At 68.7% G+C, this 21,635-nt stretch carries 21 protein-coding genes; 10 read left to right on the top strand and 11 right to left on the bottom strand.

The window, feature by feature from the left end:
* Positions 1-19 precede the first annotated feature (19 nt).
* The gene (locus IHD13_RS04390) at positions 20-556 is read left to right on the top strand and encodes a GrpB family protein (protein ID WP_195859816.1); all 537 of its coding nucleotides are present in this window, start codon (positions 20-22) and stop codon (positions 554-556) included.
* A gap of 25 nt (positions 557-581) precedes the next feature.
* On the opposite strand, the gene pdxR is transcribed toward IHD13_RS04390, so the two are convergent.
* Positions 582-2,114 carry a MocR-like pyridoxine biosynthesis transcription factor PdxR gene (pdxR, locus tag IHD13_RS04395; RefSeq protein WP_195859817.1) on the bottom strand — a complete coding sequence of 511 codons (1,533 nt, stop codon included), beginning with the start codon at positions 2,112-2,114 and terminating at the stop codon, positions 582-584.
* A gap of 85 nt (positions 2,115-2,199) precedes the next feature.
* Between pdxR and IHD13_RS04400 the strand changes: the two genes are divergently transcribed.
* From IHD13_RS04400 to IHD13_RS04410, 3 genes are read left to right on the top strand one after another with little or no spacing between them, the layout of a single operon-like run.
* Positions 2,200-2,673 (top strand): GNAT family N-acetyltransferase, encoded by a 474-nt coding sequence (locus IHD13_RS04400; RefSeq protein ID WP_195859818.1) that lies wholly within the window; start codon positions 2,200-2,202, stop codon positions 2,671-2,673.
* A 7-nt stretch (positions 2,674-2,680) separates the two neighbouring features.
* The gene (locus IHD13_RS04405; protein WP_230086133.1) at positions 2,681-3,301 is read left to right on the top strand and encodes an FMN-binding negative transcriptional regulator; all 621 of its coding nucleotides are present in this window, start codon (positions 2,681-2,683) and stop codon (positions 3,299-3,301) included.
* Entirely contained in the window at positions 3,291-4,067 is a 777-nt protein-coding gene (locus tag IHD13_RS04410; RefSeq protein WP_195859820.1) for a GNAT family N-acetyltransferase, read from the top strand. The genes IHD13_RS04405 and IHD13_RS04410 overlap by 11 nt, the downstream gene beginning before the upstream one ends.
* On the opposite strand, the gene IHD13_RS04415 is transcribed toward IHD13_RS04410, so the two are convergent.
* Positions 4,064-5,938: an ABC transporter ATP-binding protein gene (locus IHD13_RS04415; protein ID WP_195859821.1), complete on the bottom strand. Its 1,875-nt coding sequence runs from the start codon at positions 5,936-5,938 to the stop codon at positions 4,064-4,066. The two genes, IHD13_RS04410 and IHD13_RS04415, sit on opposite strands and share 4 nt — an antisense overlap.
* A 99-nt stretch (positions 5,939-6,037) precedes the next feature.
* Here IHD13_RS04415 and soxR point away from each other — a divergent pair, with 99 nt between their 5' ends.
* Positions 6,038-6,484: a redox-sensitive transcriptional activator SoxR gene (gene soxR / locus IHD13_RS04420; protein WP_195859822.1), complete on the top strand. Its 447-nt coding sequence runs from the start codon at positions 6,038-6,040 to the stop codon at positions 6,482-6,484.
* A 160-nt stretch (positions 6,485-6,644) separates the two neighbouring features.
* Positions 6,645-8,717 carry a choline BCCT transporter BetT gene (gene betT / locus IHD13_RS04425; RefSeq protein ID WP_195859823.1) on the top strand — a complete coding sequence of 691 codons (2,073 nt, stop codon included), beginning with the start codon at positions 6,645-6,647 and terminating at the stop codon, positions 8,715-8,717.
* 10 nt (positions 8,718-8,727) lie between these two features.
* Here betT and IHD13_RS04430 read toward each other — a convergent pair whose 3' ends face one another.
* Positions 8,728-9,282, bottom strand: a complete 555-nt coding sequence (locus IHD13_RS04430) for a GNAT family N-acetyltransferase (RefSeq protein WP_195859824.1) — start codon at positions 9,280-9,282, stop codon at positions 8,728-8,730.
* A 3-nt stretch (positions 9,283-9,285) separates the two neighbouring features.
* Here IHD13_RS04430 and IHD13_RS04435 point away from each other — a divergent pair, with 3 nt between their 5' ends.
* Complete coding sequence (locus IHD13_RS04435; RefSeq protein WP_195859825.1) at positions 9,286-9,435, top strand: hypothetical protein; 150 nt, start codon at positions 9,286-9,288, stop codon at positions 9,433-9,435.
* Between the two features lie 21 nt (positions 9,436-9,456).
* Here the strand turns inward: IHD13_RS04435 and IHD13_RS04440 are convergent, their stop codons facing one another.
* The 3 genes from IHD13_RS04440 to IHD13_RS04450 all read right to left on the bottom strand — a co-directional run bounded on the left by IHD13_RS04440 (position 9,457) and on the right by IHD13_RS04450 (position 11,698).
* A complete protein-coding gene (locus IHD13_RS04440; RefSeq protein ID WP_195859826.1) occupies positions 9,457-10,077 on the bottom strand; it encodes a hypothetical protein in 621 nt (206 codons plus the stop codon).
* Between the two features lie 335 nt (positions 10,078-10,412).
* Positions 10,413-11,075 carry a DUF2589 domain-containing protein gene (locus tag IHD13_RS04445; RefSeq protein WP_195859827.1) on the bottom strand — a complete coding sequence of 221 codons (663 nt, stop codon included), beginning with the start codon at positions 11,073-11,075 and terminating at the stop codon, positions 10,413-10,415.
* Between the two features lie 188 nt (positions 11,076-11,263).
* Positions 11,264-11,698 (bottom strand): META domain-containing protein, encoded by a 435-nt coding sequence (locus IHD13_RS04450; RefSeq protein WP_195859828.1) that lies wholly within the window; start codon positions 11,696-11,698, stop codon positions 11,264-11,266.
* A gap of 116 nt (positions 11,699-11,814) precedes the next feature.
* Between IHD13_RS04450 and IHD13_RS04455 the strand changes: the two genes are divergently transcribed.
* Together IHD13_RS04455 and IHD13_RS04460 are read left to right on the top strand one after the other, a co-directional pair.
* Positions 11,815-13,128 carry a PhoPQ-activated pathogenicity-related family protein gene (locus tag IHD13_RS04455; protein ID WP_195859829.1) on the top strand — a complete coding sequence of 438 codons (1,314 nt, stop codon included), beginning with the start codon at positions 11,815-11,817 and terminating at the stop codon, positions 13,126-13,128.
* Between the two features lie 98 nt (positions 13,129-13,226).
* Positions 13,227-14,870 (top strand): FAD-dependent oxidoreductase, encoded by a 1,644-nt coding sequence (locus IHD13_RS04460; protein ID WP_195859830.1) that lies wholly within the window; start codon positions 13,227-13,229, stop codon positions 14,868-14,870.
* A gap of 10 nt (positions 14,871-14,880) precedes the next feature.
* Here IHD13_RS04460 and IHD13_RS04465 read toward each other — a convergent pair whose 3' ends face one another.
* The 3 genes from IHD13_RS04465 to IHD13_RS04475 form a co-directional block, all read right to left on the bottom strand.
* A complete protein-coding gene (locus tag IHD13_RS04465) occupies positions 14,881-18,003 on the bottom strand; it encodes an ATP-binding protein (protein WP_195859831.1) in 3,123 nt (1,040 codons plus the stop codon).
* 135 nt (positions 18,004-18,138) lie between these two features.
* Positions 18,139-19,029: a bifunctional nuclease domain-containing protein gene (locus IHD13_RS04470; protein WP_230086134.1), complete on the bottom strand. Its 891-nt coding sequence runs from the start codon at positions 19,027-19,029 to the stop codon at positions 18,139-18,141.
* A 49-nt stretch (positions 19,030-19,078) separates the two neighbouring features.
* Positions 19,079-19,684, bottom strand: a complete 606-nt coding sequence (locus IHD13_RS04475) for a rhomboid family intramembrane serine protease (protein WP_195859832.1) — start codon at positions 19,682-19,684, stop codon at positions 19,079-19,081.
* A 108-nt stretch (positions 19,685-19,792) separates the two neighbouring features.
* Here IHD13_RS04475 and IHD13_RS04480 point away from each other — a divergent pair, with 108 nt between their 5' ends.
* Positions 19,793-20,518 carry a YebC/PmpR family DNA-binding transcriptional regulator gene (locus tag IHD13_RS04480; RefSeq protein ID WP_195859833.1) on the top strand — a complete coding sequence of 242 codons (726 nt, stop codon included), beginning with the start codon at positions 19,793-19,795 and terminating at the stop codon, positions 20,516-20,518.
* Positions 20,519-20,552: 34 nt separating this feature from the next.
* Here IHD13_RS04480 and IHD13_RS04485 read toward each other — a convergent pair whose 3' ends face one another.
* Both IHD13_RS04485 and IHD13_RS04490 read right to left on the bottom strand, forming a co-directional pair.
* The gene (locus tag IHD13_RS04485; protein WP_195859834.1) at positions 20,553-21,386 is read right to left on the bottom strand and encodes an alpha/beta hydrolase; all 834 of its coding nucleotides are present in this window, start codon (positions 21,384-21,386) and stop codon (positions 20,553-20,555) included.
* 12 nt (positions 21,387-21,398) lie between these two features.
* Positions 21,399-21,590, bottom strand: coding sequence for a tautomerase family protein (locus tag IHD13_RS04490; RefSeq protein ID WP_195859835.1), 192 nt, complete (start codon positions 21,588-21,590; stop codon positions 21,399-21,401).
* Between the last annotated feature and the right edge of the window lie 45 nt (positions 21,591-21,635).

Consider the following 21,635-nt stretch of genomic DNA (forward strand, 5'->3'; position numbering starts at 1 on the left):
CCTCACCCAAGGAGTCCCGATGACCGAAGCCGAGTCCCTCGAGCGGGCCATCCACGAGCGGGTGATGCTGGAACCCTACGACCCGGCCTGGCCGAGCCGCTTCGCCACCGAGCGAAGGCGCCTGCTAGACCAGTTTGCCGACGCCCTATGCGGGGTGGAGCATATCGGCAGCACCGCGGTGCCGGGCCTGCCGGCCAAGCCGATCATCGACGTCATGGCCGGGGTCGAGTCCCTGGCGGTGGCCGATGCGCTGATGGCGCCGCTGCTCGCGGCCGGCTACGTCACCTCTGCCGAGTTCAACGCCGCCCTCACCGACCGCCGCTGGCTGATGCGCCATGCCGCGGGGCGACGCACCCACCACCTGCATCTGGTGGTTCACGACGGGCGCCTGTGGCGGGAGCGCCTGGCCTTCCGCGACGCCCTGCGCGGCGACCCGGCCCTGGCCGAGCGCTACGCCCTGCTCAAGGCCGAGCTGGCCGCCCGCCACCCCGACGACCGGGAGGCCTATACCCGGGCCAAGGGCGAGTTCGTGCAGGCGGTGCTGGCGCGAACCTGAGCCGGCCCCACCCAAGGGAGTGGCGCTATCGATCGGCGGCCATCGCCGCCCCCTCCTCGACCCGCGCCAGCCATTCCCGCGCCAGCCACTCCCCGGCCCGGACGATCTCCTCATCGCGGGCCCCGGCATAGCCCAGCACCAGCCCCGGACGGCCCGGCTGGCGCAGGTAATAGCCCGATAGCGGCGACAGGCTGATGCCCTGCTCGGTCGCCCGGACCACCAGCGCTCGTTCGATGTCCCGGTCGTCGAGCCAGGCCACCAGGTGCATGCCGGCTTGCCCCTCCGACAGGACGAGGCCCCGGGCCACCGCCGGCGCCAGGGCCCGGCGCAACAGCGCCTGGCGCGCCCGGTAGCAGTCACGCATGCGCCGCACATGCCGCGAGAAGTGCCCCGCGGTAATGAACTCGGCCAGCGCCGCCTGCACCGCGTACTGCCCCTCCCGATGCAGGCGGGCATTGGCGCGCCGGAAGGGCGCCACCAGCGCCTCGGGGAGCACCAGGTAACCGAGCCGCAGCCCCGGGTAGAGCACCTTGCTGAGGGTGCCGACATAGATCACCCGGGCCGCCTCGGTGAGGCCCTGGAGGGCGGCGATGGGGCGCTGGCCATAGCGGAACTCGCTGTCGTAGTCGTCCTCGACGATCCAGGCGCCGTGGGCCTCGGCCGCCTCGAGCAGCGCCAGGCGTCGGGGCAGGCTCATGGTCACGCCGCTGGGGTACTGGTGAGAGGGCGTCACATAGATCAGCCGGGGCGCGGCCTGCCCGGGCGGCACTCGCGCGAGGTCCAGCCCCTCGCCATCCACCGGCACCGGTACCGACGCCAGGCCGGCGGCGGCGAAGCAGGCCTGGGCCCCGCCATAGCCCGGCTCCTCCAGCCAGACGGTATCGCCCGGGTCGCTCAGCATCCGCGCGATCAGCTCGAAGCCCTGCTGGGCCCCCTGCACCACCAGCACCTGCTCCGGGCGACAGCGCACCGAGCGCGACAGCCGCAGGTAGTCGCACAGTGCCTCGCGCAGCGCCGGCACCCCACCCTGGGTGCGGTAAGCCAGCCACGCCTCGGGGGCATCCCGCTGGTGGTGCTTGAGCAGCCGCTGCCAGAGCTCGCGGGGAAAGCGATCGAGGGCCGGCACCCCCGGGGTGAAGGCGCCATGCGACGCCTCCGACGGGCCACAGAAGCTCAGCACCCGCTCGCCACGCCGCGACAACGCCGCCTCCGGCGCCTCGACCGGGGGCGTTCCGGATGGCTCGAATGGTGCCTCGCCAGTGCCGAACGGCAGGTCGGCGACGAAGGTGCCGGCGCCGGGGCGAGTCTCGAGGAAGCCCTCGGCGACCAGCTGCTCGATGGCCTCCAGCAGGGTGTTGCGCCCCACCCCCAGGTCACGGGCCAGGCGCCGCGACGACGGCAACCGACTGCCGCTGGCCAGGCGCCCCGACTGAACCCAGCCCCGCAGCGCCTGGTAGAGGCGGCGGTTCAGCGGCTGGGGCTGGAGAGAGGGCCGGGTCAGCTCGAGGCCCAGGGCCTCGCCGACCCAGTCGGCGGATCGACCGGCAAGTGGTTCCATGATTCTCCTGATAACTGGCTCTTACTGGGGAACCACTATGTCGCCAGACTCGAGTGGTGTCACTCCCCATGAAAAGGAGCTCCCCATGATCATCCGTTCTGCCCGGCTCGCCGATGTCGCGGCCCTCGGCGCCCTGCTCGATGCCTATCGGGTCTTCTACGGCCAGCCCAGCGATCCGGACGCCGCCCGCCGCTTCGTCGCCAAGCGCCTGGGGCTGGGCGATGCCCACCTGCTGGTGTCCTGCGATGACGAGGGCGTGCCACAGGGTTTCGTGCAACTGTATCCGCTGTTCAGCACGGTGCGCCTGGCCCCGCTCTGGCGGCTCAACGACCTCTTCGTGGCCCCTCAGGCCCGCCGACAGGGCATCGGTCGCGCCCTGCTGCGGGCCGCCCGCGATCTGGCCCTCGCCCATGGCGTCCACCAGCTGACCCTGGCCACCCAGACCGATAACCACGCCGCCCAGGCGCTCTACGACGCCCTCGGCTGGCAACGCGACCGGGCCTTCCACCACTATGCCCTGCGCCTCGACGGAGAAAACCCCCATGTACCGTCCCCGTGATACTCGAATGCCCCTGGACGAAGCCCAGGCGCTGATCGATGCCCATGGCTTCGCCGTGCTGCTGGACGAGCGCCTGCGGGCCAGTCACCTGCCCCTGGTGCTGGAGCGCGGCGAAGGCGAGCTGGGCAGCCTCTATGGTCACTTCGCCCGTGCCAACCCCCACTGGCAGGCGTTGGAGGGGCAGCGGGTGCTGGCCATCTTCCAGGGCCCCCACGCCTATGTCTCGCCCCGCTGGTACACCGCCCGACCGGCGGTGCCGACCTGGAACTATGCCGCCGTGCATGCCGGCGGCCTCGTCGAGATACTCGGCGACGACGCCACCCAGGCGGCCTTCGACACCCTGCTGGCCAAGTACGAGCCCGACCTGCTCGACGACGCGGCGATCCTCGACGACGCCTATCGCCAGCGGCTGCTCCGGGGCACCGTCGGCTTCCGGATCCGCCTGGACGATCTCCAGGGCAAGGCCAAGCTGGGGCTGAACCGCTCGCCGGAGGATCAGGCCGGCGTCCTGGCCGGACTCGGTGACAGCGCCGATCCCCTGGCTCGCCAGTTGGGGGACTATACCCAGGACTACCGCAAGCGCTATCTCGAGGAGGCCTTCGGGCGGGAGGGCGACGATGGGCAGTGATCGCGGGAATGTCTCGCCAGGTGGCCTGACGCCCTTCGGCCAGCCCATCGGTGCCCCCGTGCCGGGCTGGGCGGGGGCCGCCCCGCTGCCGGATGCGCCCCTGGAGGGGAGCCGGGTACGCGTCGAACCGCTGGAGAGCGGGCGCCACGGCGATAGCCTGTTCGATGCCCTGGAAGCCACGGGGGAGAAGCCCCATGAGGCCCCCGGGGCGCGCTGGGCCTACCTGGGCGGCCGCCCCTATGCCGACCGGGCCGACTTCGATGCCTGGCTGGCCGCCCGAGCCGCCAGCCGCGACCCACGCTTTTATGCCATCGTCGAGGCCGGCAGCGGCCAGGCCCTGGGCCTGGCCGCCTACCTGAATAGCGTGCCCGAGCACGGCAGCCTCGAGGTGGGGCACCTGCACTTCTCGCCGCGCCTCAAGCGTACCCCGGCCGCCACCGAGGCCATGGCCCTGATGATGGGTCACGCCTTCGCCCTCGGCTACCGCCGCTACGAATGGAAGTGCGATGCGCTCAATGCGTCGTCGCGGCGGGCCGCCACCCGCCTGGGCTTTCGCTTCGAGGGGATCTTCCGCCAGCACCGGGTGGTGGCCGGGCGCAATCGCGATACCGCCTGGTTCTCGATTCTCGACGGCGAATGGCCGGCCCTGGAGGCGATCCTCGAGCGCTGGCTGGCGCCGGACAACTTCGATGCCCGAGGCCGGCAGCGCCTCTCGCTGTCGGCCCTGACGGCGCGCCCGGCCGCGCCCGACCCGGCAGCCGACTAGTCGGTCAGCACCGCCTCGGCCTCGCCATCGAGATCCACGCCGATAAAGCCGCCGGACTGGCGCCGCCACAGGGCGGCGTAGAGGCCGTCCCGGGCCAGCAGCTCCTGGTGAGTGCCGGTCTCGACGATGCGCCCCTCGTCGATCACCACCAGCCGGTCGAGCATGGCGATGGTGGAGAGGCGGTGAGCGATGGCGATCACCGTCTTGCCCTCCATCAGGGTGTAGAGCTGCTCCTGGATCGCCGCCTCCACCTCGGAGTCCAGCGCCGAGGTGGCCTCGTCCAGCACCAGGATGGGCGCGTTCTTGAGCAGCACCCGGGCGATGGCGATGCGCTGGCGCTGGCCGCCGGAGAGCTTGACGCCGCGCTCGCCGACGTGGGCGTCCAGGCCGCGGCGCCCCTGGAGATCCACCAGGTCATCGATAAAGGCATCGGCATGGGCCCGGCGCACCGCTTCCTCGATCGCCGCCTCGCTGGCCTCGGGACTGCCGTAGCGGATGTTGTCGCGTACCGAGCGGTGCAGCAGCGAGGTGTCCTGGGTGACCATACCGATCCGCCGGCGCAGCGACTCCTGGGTCACCCCGGCGATGTCCTGGCCATCGATCAGGATGCGCCCCCCCTCCAGGTCATAGAAGCGCAGCAGCAGGTTGGCCAGGGTCGACTTGCCGGCCCCGGAGCGACCGATCAGCCCCACCTTCTCGCCGGGGGCGATGGTCAGGTCGAGGCCATCGAAGACCCGTCGGCCCTCGCCATCGGGACGCGCATAGCCGAAGCGCAGCGTCTCGAAGCGGATCTCGCCCCGCGGCACCGCCAGCGGCTTGGCATCGGCGGCATCCCGCACCGCCGGCTCCCGGGCGATGGTGTTGATGCCGTCCTGCACCGTGCCGATGTTCTCGAACAGCCCGGCCACCTCCCAGAGGATCCAGTTGGACATGAAGCGGATACGCATCACCAGGGCGATGGCCACGGCGATGATGCCCAGCGACACCGCCTCCAGGTACCAGGCGCCGATGGCCATGGCCGCCACCCCGGCCAACAGCAGGGAGTTGAGCAGGGTCAGGCTCACGGTGAGGCCGGTGGCCAGGCGCATCTGCCGATAGACGGTGGCCATGAAGCCCTCCATGGCGTCGCGGGCATAGGCCTGCTCGCGGCGGGTGTCGGCGAACAGCTTGATGGTCTGGATATTGCTGTAGCTGTCGACGATGCGTCCGGTCATCACCGCCCGGGCGTCGGCCTGGGCCATGGAGACCGCCCGCAGGCGCGGCACGAAGATCCACATGATGGCGATGTAACCCACCAGCCACAGCACCAGCGGCAGCATCAGCCAGGGTTCGGCGCGCCCCATCAGCAGCATGGCGCCGGTGAAATAGACGAGCACATAGACCATCAGGTCCATCAGCTTCATCACCGTCTCGCGGATCGCCAGGGCCGTCTGCATCACCTTCTGGGAGACCCGCCCGGCGAACTCGTCCTGATAGAAGGCCAGGCTCTGGCCAAGCATATGACGATGGGCCAGCCAGCGACCGATCATCGGGTAGTTGCCGAAGATGCTCTGGTGGGTGACCAGCGATTGCAGCAGGGCCAGCAGCGGCAGGCCGATCACCACCAAGGCCGCCATGCCGGCCAGGCGCCAGCCATACTCGGCGAAGAAGCCCTCCCGCTCGGCCGCGGCCAGCCAGTCCACCAGCTCGCCCATGTAGCCGAAGAAGAGCACCTCGGCGGCGGAGACCAGGCCGGTCAGCAGTGACATGGCGATCAGCAGCGGCAGTACCGGTCGCGAGAAGTGCAGGATAAAGGCGAACAGCCCCCGGGGCGGGGTGCCCGCCGCTTCCGTGGGGTAGGGGTTCACCAGTCTTTCGAAGTAACCAAACATGGCAGGCGTCCAATCACGAGAATGGGCCCGGACACGGCTTGCCCGGCATCCGCTTGGCAGGGTAAAACCTCAAGCTATCTTGAGGTCAAGGAGGCACTCATGACGACTCTCCATCGGGAACTCGGCGTCGGCGAGGTCGCCCGGCGCAGCGGCCTGGCGGTCTCCGCCATCCATTTCTACGAGGCCAAGGGGCTGATCGCCAGCCGCCGCAACGCCGGCAACCAGCGCCGCTTCGGTCGCGAGGTGCTGCGCCGCCTGGCGATCATCAAGGTGGCCCAGCGTACCGGCATCAGCCTGGCCGAGATCCGCGAGGCCTTCGCTACCCTCCCCGAGCACCGGGCGCCCAGCGCCGCGGACTGGCAGCGCCTCTCGGCGAGCTGGCGAGAGAACCTGGACGAGCGCATTCGCTGCCTCGTCCAGTTGCGCGACCAGCTCGACCATTGCATCGGCTGCGGCTGCCTGTCGCTGGCGGAATGCCCGCTGCGCAACCCGGAGGACGAGTTAGGCGACGAAGGCTGTGGCGCCCGCCTGCTGGTCCCCGACTGACCCGCCGGCCAGCCTCGCGATCGGCCCCGAGCGTCTATGCTCAGTCTGACGATAGCATGGCAGGCGCCGCGACCGACGATTCCCGCCGGCCGGGCGCTGCGCCCCATTCGCCAGGAGGGCCGGGGTCGACCCGGGCCGTCCGTGCTACAAGGAGTTCGTCATGGCCGATCGCGCCCCCGACCCGCTCGCTCCCCGACAGGATCGTATCAACCCGGTGGTTTTCTACGGCTCGGCCATCGGTATCCTGGCCTTCGCCCTCTGGGCGATGGCCTTCACCGACACGGCCAATACGGTCATCTATGCCGTCCTGGCCTGGATCTCGGACAGCTTCGGCTGGTTCTATTTCATCGCCGTGGTGGCCTACCTGGTCTTCGTCATCGGTATCGGCCTGTCGCGCTTCGGCAAGCTGCGCCTGGGGCCGGCCCACTCGACGCCGGACTTCAATATCGTCACCTGGGCGGCCATGCTGTTCGCCGCCGGCATCGGCATCGACCTGCTGTTCTTCTGCATCGCCGAGCCGGTGACCCAGTTCCTGGCCCCCCCGGAGGGCGATCCCGCCACGGTGGCGGCGGCCCGCCATGCCATGGAGCTCACCTTCCTGCACTGGGGGCTCTCCGGCTGGGGCATCTACACCCTGGTAGGCATGTCCCTGGCCTTCTTCAGCTACCGCCACGGCCTGCCGTTGACCATCCGCTCGGCCCTCTATCCCATCTTCGGCAAGCGCATCCGTGGCCCCATCGGTCATGGCGTGGATATCGCCGCGGTACTGGGTACGGTCTTCGGCATCGCCACCAGCCTGGGCATCGGCATCATCCAGCTCAACTTCGGCCTCAACTACATGTTCGGCATTCCCGAGAGCACCCTGACCCAGGCCAGCCTGGCGATCCTGATCGTGGTCTTCTCGGCCATCTCGGCGGTGACCGGGGTGGACAAGGGCATCCGTCGGCTCTCCGAATTCAATATGCTACTGGCGCTGCTGCTGATGCTGTTTATCCTCTTCAGCGGCCAGACGCTGTTCCTGCTCAATGCCCTGGTCATGAACGTGGGCGACTACCTCTCCAACTTCATCGCCCTCTCCTTCAACACCTACGCCTTCGATCCGCCCAGTGACTGGCTCAACGCCTGGACGGTGTTCTTCTGGGCCTGGTGGATCGCCTGGGGGCCCTTCGTCGGGCTCTTCCTGGCGCGCATCTCCCGGGGCCGCACCATCCGCCAGTTCGTCGCCGGCACCCTGATCCTGCCGCTGACCTTCATGATGGCGTGGATGTCGATCATGGGGAACAGCGCCATCGACCTGGTGATGATGGGCAGCGCCAGCGTCGCCGACTTCGGTGAGCAGGCCATGAACAACCCCGGCTCGGCCATCTACCTCTTCCTGCAGAGCTTCCCCTGGGTGATCCTGACCACCACCGTGGTCACCGTGCTGGCCATCGTCTTCTTCGTCACCTCCGGCGACTCCGGCTCCCTGGTGCTCTCCAACCTCACCTCGATACTCAGCGACCCCAATCACGATGCCCCCTCCTGGATGCGCATCCTGTGGGCGGCGATCATCGGCCTGCTGACCCTGGCGCTATTGATGGCCGGGGGCCTGGGCGCCCTGCAAGGCGCCGTGGTGGTGATGGGGCTGCCCTTCGCCTTCGTGCTCTTCCTGATGATGCTGGGCCTGTTCAAGGCCCTCAAGGTGGAGGGCCTCAAGGAGGACAGCCTGCGCGCCAGCATGGCCGGTCACCTCTCCGGGCGGCTGCTCGACGAGGCGGGCGGCAAGCGCCATTGGCGCCAGCGCCTGAGCCGGGCGCTGAGCTTCCCCAACCACGCCCGGGCCAGCCGCTTCCTCGCCGAGGTGGGCCGCCCCGCCATGGAGGCGATCCGCGAGGAGCTCACCGAGAAGGGCTTCCCGGTGGAGATCGTCGAGGACAGCGGCGACGAGGAGCACCTGGCCCTCAACGTGGCCCTCGGCGGCGAGCAAGACTTCACCTACCAGATCTGGCCGCACCGCAGCCCCATGCCGGCCTTCTCGATCCGCGATAGCCATGCCGGCACCCACTACTACCGGCTGCAGGTGCATATCGGCGAGGGCGGCCAGGGCTATAACGTCTATGGCTACTCTCGAGAGCAGCTGATCGCCGATATCCTCGACCAGTACGAGCGCCACCTGTTCTTCCTGCACAGCCAGCGGGAGCTGCCAGGAGGCGACACCGCCATGCCCGACGACCCGGCCACGGCGGGACGCTGAGCCGGCGCGTCTAGCGCAACGGTAGCCGCATGGCCACCCGCTCACGCAGCCCCAGGCGTGCCTCGGCGGCCAGGCGCGCCGCCAGCTCCGGGCCGCCGGCCTCGGGGGCCAGGGCCTGGAACCCCAGCCGGGCATAGAAGGGGGCGTTCCAGGGCAGGCTGGCGAAGGTGGTCAAGGCCAGGGCCGCATACCCCGCGTCCCGGGCCCACCGTGCCACACGCGCCACCAGGGCCCGCCCCAGTCCCAGGCACTGGTGGGCGGGGTGCACATCGAGTTCGATCAGGAAGGCCTCGCCATCACAGGTGCCGGCCACGGCGAAGCCCACCGGCAGGCTCGTCGGCGACAGGGCCACCCAGAGCCGCCCCTCGGCGTGGGCCTGGCGCAGCACCGCCAGCGGCACCACTCCCTCGCGCTGGGCGGGAGGGATCAGCCGGCTGGGAAACTGCCGCGCCGCGGCGCGCTCCACGGCGGCGAGCCGCGGCAGATCGACCGCCCGGGCGAGCTGGATGCGATACCCCGCCACCCGCCAGGGGGCCGGGGTGTCCGCGGTGTCTGGGTGAGTCATGGCGTGGTTCCGCTGTCGGCTGAGGCTCTATCCTACCCCACCCCCGGCGGCCCAGGCGGCGAGGCCGAGATCGAGGTGCGCCAGCTGTTCGAGCTGGAGGACTTCGCCCCCGGCGAGGCGATTCAGCGCTTCCGCCGGCTAGGCACCGTCTAGGCCGACTCGTCCCGCCACGGCTCAACCGGGAATCTGGGCCCGCAGGGCCCGATCATAGCCTTCGATCAGCGAACGCAGGCCATCCGTGGGAGGGCGTCCCTTGACGACGACCTCCAACATGGCCTGCCCTGGCGGCGGCTCTCCCGCCGAGGCCTCCCCGACCTCCGCCGCCGGTCGCCTGGGAAAGCCGACCTGGAGACTATCGTCATCATCGATGCTCACCTCCAGGGCGGTCTTGAAGCGCACCTCGTCGAGCTCGGACATCGATATCGGGGCCAGGGAGATCAGCGGAACATAGACGGGGTGTACCCGGGGGCCCTGGGCCGTCACCGTGGGGTACTGCAGCAGCACCATCTTGGGCAGATAGTAGGCCCCGGCGGCACCCTCACCCAGGGCCGCCTGGGCCGCAGCCTGCAGTGCCGTCGCCGCCTGCCGCAACGCCTCCCGGGTTTCTTCGCTACCGACCTGCTCACCGCCGGCAGCCGCCGCCAGCGAGGCCTGGATGGCCGCATCCAGGTCGTCCTCGGCCACGACCCGGTCGAAGTAGAGCCCCAACAGCTCGCGGTTCTTGCCATCCAAGGCCGTCGCCGCCGATTGGGCGCTGGTATGCACGGCAGTGACCAGTTGATCGAGTGAAATCATCATACCCCTCCGTTACTTCCGGGCCCGCATCGAGGTCGTGACCCGCGTCCTGGTGTCGGCCTGGCGGGCGCCCTTGCGACGCTCCTGCATCAGGGCCTGCATACCCGTCACGGCCTCCCTGACACGCGGCTGACTGCCGTGATGAATGCCGATCCTCGCCGAGCATCCGGGGCAGGTGAAACGGTGTCCCTGGACCAATCCGGTCAGGTCGAGGTCAATCGGCGTCCCGCAGTTGGGACAATTGATGGCTGAGTGCATGGTACCCTCCGTCGACAGGAAGGCTGGGCAGGGGGAGCCAGGCTCCCCCTGCACCGACCGGTTCGCGACGTCGCGCATCAGGCCGGCATTTCCAGCGGGGTGATACTCTTGGTGAAGGTCTCGATGATCGACTTCACCCCCTCCGGCATCGGCAACTGGGCGGCATGCACCTGCACCGAGTACTGTGCCGAGTTGCTCTTCTCGTAGTGCTGCTCCCGGGCGCTGGACGACTTGGAGTCGTAAGCCACGCTACCGGTGATCTTCGCCGAAAAGGGCCCATAGCCGACCTTGGCCTCGAAGGAGCTACTGGCCCCTAGGCTCTCCTCCGTCTCCTCGGTCTGCACATCGGAATAGGACGACTTCACCTCCATGTCGAAGCTGATCGAGGCCTCGTCCACCGCCAGGGAGTTGATCGGAATGATGGTGATCAACGGCAGGTTGAACTTGGTATGTACCTCCTTGATCTCCGCCTGGTGGGGGGCCTCGCTCTCGGGGTCCTGTGGCACCAGCACGCCCCTCACCAGCTCCATCTCGATCATGATGGGACGATAAATTTCCCGGTTCGTCTCACTGTCCTTTTCATGGAAGAAACAGAGATCCAGGAGAAAACGCACCTGGGATCCCGCCATATGTGAATTGGCCTCGGCCACCGCCATCAGAGGGCCACCGATCAGGTCATCCATCGGCAGTCCATTGAACTGCTCGGCCATCGATACCAGGGCACGGTCATTCGTTGCCATGTGACTCACCTCACTTCAGTCTGCGTATTCAGGTTGCTGGCCGCCGACTCCTTCGGCGGTACCTCAAGCCCAGCACGTCCCCCGAGCCGCCACCGCATCACCCTGGTATCACCTCGATCACGAAGCCCCCAACGACAACGCCCGCCCCGGGTGAGCGGGACGGGCGCGGGTCTGCCAGGGCGGGGAACTCAGTAGAGGTGCACCGCCTCGAAGCGGGCCAGGGAGGCGCCCTGGGCGTCCGTCAGGGTCAGCGTCTGGCCATCGACCTTCCAGCCGGCGACCTGCTCCAGCGTCGCCAGGAAGGCCTGTTCGGTGTCCATGCCCTCCATGCAGGCCATGCGGGTGGTGGCCATCTGCCCGAAGCTCAGTGCCTGGCCCTCCAGGCGATAGCCGCCCATCAGGCGGTTGCAGCCGGTGGAGCCCGCCACGCGCTGCTCCTCCTCATGCAGCACCAGATGTGCCTCGCGCTGATTATCGACGGTCGCCACCGGTGCCTCGCCAAGCTGGGTCAGCTTCCAGTAAGTATTGACCAGGGGTTCATCCGCGGAAGAGTTCATGGCAGCACAACCCACCATAAAAACGGAAAAAGCCAGCATCAATGCCAGTGAAACCATCCTTTTCATCTTCTTTTCTCCTACCAAGGTCGAGATAACACCTATCAGACTCCTGATCCGAGATAAGTTCCCCCGGCCTATCACACCCTATGCTCAGGAGGCAGCCTCAGTATAGGAGGGGAATCATGGGTCGACTCCGGCAAGGCCTGCTCGGCCTGCTGTGCCTGGTATCGCTACTGGCCACGGCCGCCCCAGCGTCCTCGGCGACGGCCCCCGGTTACCATTGGGAAGTGCTAGATCAGAGCGAGCTAGGGCGTAACCAGGTGACGCTGATCGCGCTGACGTCCCAGCAGTGGCGGGGCATCGTGTGGCGACATCAGCTGTGGCTGATCGACCCCACCCGGGGCCATGGTGCCTCCCAGGCGCTGCTATTCATTGCCGGCGGTTCCTGGCCAAGCACCGGGGCCCCGGATACCCGTCTGCCCAGGGAGGCGCCACTGTTCGCCGCCCTGGCACAGGCGCTGGAGGCCCCGGTGGCGGTGCTGCGCCAGGTGCCCTTCCAGCCGCTGTTCGACGGGCTCAGCGAAGACGCCCTGATCGCCCTGACCTTCGAGCGTTTCCTGGCCGAGCCCAATGAAGAGAGCTGGCCCCTGCTGGGGCCCATGGTGACCAGCGCGGTGCGCGCCATGGACGCCCTGCAGGCCCTGACCCAGGAGTGGGAGCAGCCCATCGAGGCCTTCACCCTCACCGGCGCCTCCAAGCGCGGCTGGACCACCTGGCTCGCCGGTGCCGCGGATCCCCGGGTGGCGGCCATCGCCCCCATGGTCTTCGATATCCTCGATATGGAGGCACAACTGGCGCACCAGCGCCGGGTCTGGGGCGAACTCTCGCCACAGCTCGGCGACTACACCGAACGGGGCCTGGATGCCCAGTTGGCCACGCCGGCGGGGCAACGCCTCCAGGCCCTGGTGGACCCCTTCCAGCAGCGCGAGGCCCTGACCCAGCCCAAGCTGGTGATCCTGGCCAGCAACGACGCCTACTGGCCGGTGGATGCCTCGAACCTCTATTGGGAGGCCCTGCCGGAGCCCCGCCACCTGCTCCACCTGCCCAACCAGGGGCATCGTGCCCGGGATCTCGAGCGGCTGATCCCGACCCTGGCGAGCTTTCATCGCCACGTGGCCGAAGGCTCAGCGCTGCCCCGGCTGAGCTGGCGTTACGCCTGCGAGGGCGAGGCGGTCATCCTCGAGGTCACGACGGATACTCGCCCGCAGCGGGCCCAGGCCTGGGTGGCCCAGGCCCCACGGCGCGACTTCCGCGAGGCCCACTGGGCCCCCCACCCGCTGACGACCACGGCCGAGAGCCATGCCCTGCGCCTGCCCCTCCCCGAGGCCGGCTATCTGGCCCTGTTCGGTGAGCTGCGTTTCGACGACGGCGCCACCCTCTCCACCCAGGTCAGGGTCATCGCCACCGACGCGGGAGGCGGCTGCGAGATCGATTAGGGGCTTGGGATCACTTCGGTATCAACCGCTCCTCCCCCCTTGGTGTCACGGCGTCCTTGTCCGACCCTGAGGAAAACCACTGCCTTGGGAGTACCGTCATGGACCATGCCCCCCTACGGGTCGCCATTATCGGCGGCGGCGTCTCTGGCCTGTCGCTGGCCTATTACCTGCAGAAGTATGGCGGCGAAGCGGCCCAGGAGATCGAGGTCACCCTCTTCGAGCGCAAGACCACCCTGGGCGGCAACGCCGCCACCGTCTGGGTCGACCTGGGCAGTCGGCGCCAGCCGGGGCAGGCCGACTCGCCCTACCGGCGCTGGGCCGACCTGGGGGTGAACGACGTCAACCTGGCCACCTACCACCACCTCCACGCGGTGCTGGAGGAGATCGGTGAGCTCGACCGCATGAAGCCGCTGGAGAATACCGAGAGCTACTTCAGCCGCGATGGGCGAATCGCCCTGACCGACGATGACGACCTGCTCCGCGGCGTCAGCGACCCGGCCCATGAGCTGAGCCAAGCCGACGGCGGTAAGCTGGCGCCGCTGATCAGCGTGGTCCACCAGAGCGCCCTCGATTTGGTGGAGAGCCACCGCATCACCCCGCGCTATACGGTGGGCGACTTCTTCGACGGCTGCGTCGCCGACCCCGTCAAGATGCTGGCCACCACGGCCGACCGGCTGAGGATCCCCATCGACTGGCAGGATCCCGAACTGCCGGCTCGCCTCGAGCGAATCCGCCACACCATCTACTACCCCCGTATCTCGGCCATGTATTTCGCCGATGACCTCGGCCCGGCCGGCATGCCGCTCCAGGCCCCCTTCGAGTATTACCGCATCCAGGAGGGGGGGACGCCCCCGGATCGCCGCTACTTCGATCACGGCGCCCAGCACTGGCTGGAGGCCCTGGCCACCCATATCACCGAGCCGGCGCACCCGGGCCCCCGGGTCGAGATCCTGCGCGGTCTCGGGGTCGAGGCCAGCCTCTCACCGCGGGGAGTGACACTGACGGAGTGCACCAGCCCCGGTGCGCGACGCTGGGAAGCCGACCTGTTGATCATGGCCACCCACGCCGAGGATGCCCTGCCCATGCTGACCTTCGGCGACGGCCTGGCCGACACCCATCGAGCCCTGCGGGGCACCCTCGGCAAGGTACGCTACACCCGCAGCTTCGGCGTCTGTCATACATCAGCCGCCCGCCTGCCCCCCAACCGCAACCTGTGGCGCACCTACAATATCGAGGTGCGTGACCCCGAGGACACCTTCTTCCCTTATCGCATCGACTATGTCGCCAACCGCCACCAGAACGATGCCGCCAACCCGGCCTATGACGGAGCGGGCCTCCCCCAGTACTTCGTGTCCCTGGTGGATGACCTCAACCAGATCCCCCGCAGCGAGATGCTCGAGCGCCATCCGTCCCCTCTGGGTGGACCGGCGGCCCTGGCCGGCGATCCCGGCCAGGCGGGCTACCGGGACCGGCTGCCGGCGCTGGAACCGGCCCTGGAAGCCAAGGCCTGGACCCTGTTCAAACACAATGTGCTGGATGCCGACTGCCTCGAGGCCCAGGCGGAGATCGCGCATTACAACCTCACCACCGCCCGGGGGCTATTCGAAGGACGCCAGGGCGTATGCCCACTGCTCTTCGCCGGCGGCTGGACCCGCGGCGCCGGCCTGCAGGAGCAGTGCCTGGAGCAATCCGCCCATATCATCGCCCTGCTGCTGGGGAACGGCTACCGGCCGGAACCGTAATGCTCCGGGGCTAGAGCCGGCAGGCCGCCAGTCCAGGCAGCGTCATCAGCAGGCCATCGGCTTCGCCACGACGCCAGCAGGCTCGCAGGGCTTCCAAGGCACGTGTCTCGCCGCTCTCCAGCCAGTCGGCATGGGCTTCGATCAAGGTCCGATGGTGCTCACCCCAGGCACAGGACTCCGTTGCCATCAAACGAGTCAACCGCCGGGCATAGTGACGGGCCGCAGATGCACGGTGGTCGAGCAGGCAAACCTCAGCCGCGGCGACCAGGAAACGGTAGCCATTGTGTCCCACGCAGCCGCGATCGAGCAGCGCCTCCCCCTCGGCCAGAAGGGCGAGGCGCTGCTCTGGCCCTTCCTCCAGCAGGGCTCGCGTACCCAACACCCAGGGACCGATAAAAGCCTCCAATCCATGCCGGCCGACCAGCCGCCAGGCTCGCTCGATGCTCTCCCGGGCCGCAGCCGGCCGGCCGGTGATCCACTCGATCCGCGCACGACTCTCCAGCAGGAAGGCCTCGAAGCGCCCGGAGCCCAGACCACGGGCCACCGTCAACGCCACCGTCACCTGTTCATCGGCGCCACGGGGATCCCCCTGCGAAAGCAGGATCCAGGCCGCGGTTAACCGAGCCACCACTTCGGCGCGCCGATTACCAACCCGCCGGCCTAGCTCGGCGGCGTCGAGGCAATCGCGCAGAGCCGCCCCGGTCTCGTTGGCATAGATGCGGGCCGTGCCCAGCATAAAGAGGTTGGAAGCCTCCAGGTCGGCATGACCATGCTCTCGACACAGAGTCACGCAGTGCGCGAACAGCTCATGGGTACTGCGCATCTGCCCTTCGGCATAGTGGGCGTCACCGAGCCCGCTCAGCGCCTGGATCTCGGTGCGAACATCCCCACCACGACGCGCCTCGGCCAGGGCCCGGGTCTGATAGCGGCGGCTGGTGGCGAAGTCGCCCCGGGGAAAATAGAGGTTACCCTTGAGGTAGAGCGCCTCGGCCAACGGCAGGGGGTCCTCTAGCGCCTCGGCCAACGGCAGCAGCTCGTCCAGGATCGCTTCCTCCGCCGTCAGGGCATCCAGCATGTTCAGCCCCCGGGCCAGCCACAGGTCGGCCGTGATGCGCTGTGACTCCTGGCAGGCCTGCTCGCGGGCCGCCTCGAAGGCCTCCCGGGCCGCCTGGATATGCCCACAGGCCATCGCGACCTGGCCCTGCAACAGCGCCAACCGGTATTCATCCCTCGGCGCATAGTCGATGGCCTGGCACTGCCTGAGCAGTTCCTGGGCCTCCGCATGCCGATAACGGGCCATCTCCGCCTCCGCGGCCTGCAGGAAGGCCCGCGGAGCCTCCAGGGCACGTGCCCGATGCAGGTGGCGCGCACGCAGCCCCGGCTCTTCTTCCCCGTAATACTCGGCCAGCCGCAAGTGCAGGCGATCCCGCTGAATCTTGGGAATGCCCTCGTAGATGCCCTGCAAAATCAGGTCATGCACGAAGCGGTACTCCGCCTCGCCCAGGGGGCGCACCAGGTTATGCCGCTGGGGCAGCTCGGGACGATAGCCGGACGCCCCCAGCAAGGTCCGCAAGGCCGCCAGGGAGAAGCGCTGCCCCATGACGGCCGCGACGCACATGGCACGACGATCCAGGTCGGTGAGTTGATCCAGCTTGGTCTGGACCAGGTTGGCCAGGCTCGCGGGCAAGCTGCGCCGGGGATGGAACAGCAGCAGCTGGGTCAGGAAGAGGGGATTACCCTGCGCCTGGGACACACAGCGGGCGGCATGCTCGACGGGCAATGTCGCAAAGCTGGCCACCAGGGCCTCGGCCTCCTGGGGACGCAGCGGCGGCAGCTCGATCAACGTCAGCGGCAGATCGGGCAGCTGGGGCCTCAGCCGGGTCTCCAGCGGATCCTGCTCCAGGCGCGAGGTAAATAACCAGATCACCGGCGCCTCCAGTGTCCCCTGGAGCAGGCCGGTCAGGGTCCCCAGCAGGGACTCGTCGGCCCAGTGCAGGTCCTCCAGCACCAGCAACTGAGGACGCTGAATGGAGCGAGACAGGATGACGTCGCGCACGGCCTGGATCAAACGCTGGGCACGGGTCTCGGGCGTCATGGCCGCATAGAGACGTTTTGCCCCCTCGGGCTGCGGCAGGCCCAGCAGGGGACGCAGCAGCATGGCATGGTCCGCGGGAAGACGCAGCGCCGCCAGACGGGCGAGCAGTATCCCCTCATCTACCTCTTCGCGGGATGCCTGCAGCAGCGAGCGGACCAGTTGCGTCAGGGGGCCTTCATCGGCACGGGTACCGAAGTCCAGCACCTCGGCCTGATGGTGATCGGCATGGGTCGCCGCCATCTCGGAGAATTCGGCGCTAAGGCGGGTCTTGCCGATACCAGCCACGCCACGAATATAGACCAGATGCCCGGCCTGGTAGGCCCGAGTGCTCTCCAGGATGGCGTGCAGCTGCCCCAACTGCACCCGGCGCCCCACCAGTTCGAAACGGGCCTCCCGAGCCCCATCACGGGGATGGCGGTAACGCAGCCAGGCTCCGCCCTCATCGGCGAAGACGAAGCGTTCGGCCAACTGCACCGCGACTCCACGCTCGACCCAGACCCCGCGCGGCTCCTTCGGCATCACGAGAGAGGTGGCCGCCGGCCAGGCACCGGCCTGCAGGCAGGCTCCCTGGGCCACCCCCTGCGCCACCAGGGTCTCGGCGCATAACAGGGCCCGCTGGGCATCGCTGCGGTAGGCCCGTGCCAGTCCAAAGAGGGCCGTCCCTTCCGCCGTCAGGCTACCGCCGAAATGCTGGACCCAGGTCGCCGCAGCCGTCTCATCGGCGGCCACGGCTCGTAGCTGTATCAGGACTCGCGTGCGCTCCACTGCCTCCGTCCCGGTGGCCGGGTCGTCGCCCACCTCCCCGACCTCCGATGCCAGGGCCTCGACCTCGACACCGTAGACGTCGGCCAGATGACGAGCGGTTCGATAGAGTACCGGCCGACCGCTCTCGGCCCGCTTGATGGAGGCGATGGAGACACAGAGGCGCCGATCGAAGCAGTGTTCCGCCAGGGCCTCTTGACTGAGACCCAACCGCTTGCGGTGTTGCTTCAAGCACTGGCGATCCAGCGTCAGGCGCCCATCTTGAGGGGCTGTCACTGATGGTATCCTTCCCTGAGTACAGACGGCGCAGTACCCATCGCGCCTATTAGTTATTTAGCATTAGAGAAGGATAAGCCTAGCAGATCACGCCCCGCCTTCCGGCATGCCGAGGAAGGAGGGACACCTCGGCACTCACATCCGAATCCCGGGGGGCGGTGCCTCGGGCGGCGTCCTGGGCAGGGCCGGCTCCGGCACCGCGGTGGAGAGCGACAGCTCATGGGCCTCGCCATCCTGCCAGTAGCCCAGCCGGGCGTCCTCCCCCGGCGGGGTGTCGCGCACCAGCTCCAGGAAGCGCAGCGGCGTGGTGGGCGTCTCGCCGTTCACCGTCAGCAACAGGGCCCCGGGGGCCAGGCCCGCCGCCTCGGCATCGCCGGTCACGCCGGTGATCAGCACCCCCGCGTCGTCCGGCAGGCGCAGGGCATCGCGCAGGTCGTCGCTGAGCGGGGTCACGGTGATGCCCAGGGCGGAGACCACCTGCTCCTCGATGCCCTGGTACTCGATCGCCTGGGCCGCCTCCAGCACCTGGGGCGAGACACGGATGCCGGCGCCGGCCTGCAGGCCCAGGGCGATGGCGTCGCTGGCGCGGCTATCGATGCGCAGCGGCGTCTCGGCATCGCCCACCCGCAGCTCCAGCATGCCCAGGAAGACCCCGTCGACGATGGCGTCCACATAGACCCGCTCCAGGCGCACCTCGAGGCCGGCCAGCACATCGCCGAGCAGCTCATGGGTCAGGGGCCGCCGGGGGCGGTCGCCACGCAGCCCGCGCAGGATGGCGTCGGCCTCCACGGGCCCGATAAAGATGGGGATTACCGCCCGGGCGCCGGGCTCGCGCAGCAGCACCACCGGCACCCCGGGGCCGGCCAGGCCCACGGTGGCCACTTCCACCTCGATCATGGTCTCGGGCTCCACCGCCAGCTCCCGGGCCTGGGCGGACAGCGACAGCAGCGGCAACAGGATCAGCGAGGCGCAGAGGCAATGGCGAAGTGGCAGCATGGGATACCGTCCGGCCCGAAGGCGGCTCATGGGGAGTTCCTTCAGGATGGCAGCGAAGCCGTGGCACCGCGAGTCGGCCTCAGCCGCCCAGGGGCGCCAGCAGCTCGTCCCAGAAGCGTCCCGCCAGGGCCGGCTGCAGCCACAGCATGAAGGCCACCCCCCAGGCGCCGCCCCACAGGTGGGCGCTGTGATTGACGCCGTCGCCGCCGCGCCGGTGGCCCCGCCAGGAGTAGATCACATAGGCCGCGGCGAAGAGGATCGCCGGCACCGGGATAAAGAACACGAACAGCAGCGACCAGGGCCGCAACAGGATATAGGCGAAGAGCATGGCGGCCACCGCCCCCGAGGCCCCCAGGCTGCGGTAGTCCCGGTCATGGCGGTGGCGCAGGTGGGTGGGCAGGATCGCCACCAGCAGCCCGGCCAGGTAGAAGAGCAGGAAGCCCAGGGCGCCGATGCGCGGGGTCAGCACCAGTTCCATCACGCTGCCGAAGAAGTAGAAGGTGATCATGTTGAACAGCAGGTGGGTGCCGTCGGCATGGATGAAACCGTGGCTCACGAGCCGCCACCACTGCCCCCGGGCCACCCCCGGCGGCCAGTAGATCAGGGCCCCCTGCAGCCGCGGCGACTGCCAGGCCAGCAGCGACACCGCCACGGTCACCAGTACCAGTGCCAGAGTGATCGTCATGCTCCCTCCTTGGCCGCGGCCGCCCGGTCGGGGCCGGAAATAAGCTTGTTACCGCTTTCCGATGTTCAGTAAGATTCTGCCATCGTTTTCGATCCGGTGAGAAAAGCAATGGGCAGAGCCTTCCAGAACCGCAAGGAATCCATGGCCAAGACGGCCGCCGCCAAGACCAAGGTCTACAGCAAGTACGGGCGCGAGATCTACGTCGTCGCCAAGTCCGGCGGCACCGACCCCAACGGCAACCTGGCGCTGCGCGGCCTGATCGAACGGGCCAAGAAGGACCAGGTGCCCAGCCATGTGATCGACAAGGCCCTCGACAAGGCCAGCGGCGTGGGTGGCGAGGACTACTCCCCGGCGCGCTACGAGGGCTTCGGGCCCGGCAACGTCATGGTCATCGTCGACTGCCTGACCGACAACCCCAACCGCACCTTCGGCGACGTGCGCGCCTGCTTCACCAAGACCAAGTCGAAGATCGGCACCCCTGGCAGCGTCAGCCATATGTTCGACCACTGCGCCATCCTGGCCTATGCCGGCGATGACGAGGAGGCGGCCCTGGAGGCGCTGATGGAGGCCGACGTCGATGTCACCGACATCGAGAACGAAGAGGGCCAGATCACCGTCTTCGCCCCCCATACCGAATACGCCAAGGCCAAGCAGGCCCTGCTCGGCGCCTTCGGTGAGCTCGACTTCGAGGTCGACGAGATCCAGTTCGTGCCCCAGACCACCGCCCCCATCGAGGGCGACGACGTGGCCATGTTCGAGAAATTCCTCGACATGCTCAACGACCTGGACGACGTCCAGAACGTCTTCCATAACGCCGAGCTGCCCGAGGGCTGAGCCCGACCGCCGCCCTCGAGGCGGCGGTGACGTCTCAGGGCCGGGGCAGGCCGGCGCTGTCGAGGAAGGCGTCGATCCCCGCCGAGTACTCCGGCTCGCTGTCGAGAAAGCCGGTGTTGTGGCCGCCGCCGATCACCAGCAGCGCCTTGGGCTCGCCAGCGGCGGCATGCACCGCCTGGCCCTCGGCGAAGGGGATGATCTCGTCGTCGCGGCTATGGATCACCAGCAGCGGCGCGGCGATTTCGGCCACCCGTCCCTCCACCTCATACTCCAGGCGCGCCAGCCAGCGCACCGGCAGGAAGGGGTAGAGGCGCTGCCCCAGGGCCGGCACCGAACGAAACGGCGACTCCAGGATCACCGCTCCCGGCGGCGTGCCCGCCGCGCTCAGCGCCGCCCCCAGCTCGGTGGCCACCGCCGCGCCCAGGGAACGCCCGAACAGCACCACCTCTCCGGGCGCCTCGTCCCGAGCCATCAGCCACTGCCAGGCGGCGCGGGCATCCCGCGCCGTGCCCGCCTCCGAGGGAGTGCCTTCGCTCCTGCCGTAGCCCCGGTAATCGAGGATCAGCACCGAGAGGCCCAGGCGATGGAACTGCACCAGGGAGGCCAACCGGTGGGAGATATTGCCGGCATTGCCGTGGAAGAACAGCAGGGTGCCCCGCGGCGCCTCGGCCGGTAGCCACCAGGCGTCCAGGGCCAGGTCATCCTCGGTGGTCAGGGTGACGGCCTCGAAAGATAGCCCCCGGTCGGCGGGGGTGGCGATGGGTTCGCGCCCCAGGTGGGGCAGATAGAGCAAGCGCTCCTGGAAGGCCCAGGCCAGCGCCACCACCAGGCCATAGGCGACCAGCAGGAGGACGGCGAGGCGCAACATGGGGCCGCCCCGTCACTCCGGCTTGGGGTCGCAGCCCATCACGCCGCCCTTGGCCCAGTCCTCGCCATCCACCTCGCTGAAGAATACCTGCACCGAGGCCTCCTCGGCGCCATAGACCTCGGCGAAGGCCTGGGTGATGCGACGGGCCAGCTCGCGCTTCTGCTCGAGGGGGCGGGGGAACTGCTGAATGGTCACGATGGGCATGGCCCGGGCTCCGTATCTCGGGTGGGATAGGCAAGCCTAGCATAC

Origin of the sequence: Halomonas sp. 328, assembly GCF_015645095.1 — a bacterium.
GTDB lineage: Bacteria > Pseudomonadota > Gammaproteobacteria > Pseudomonadales > Halomonadaceae > Bisbaumannia.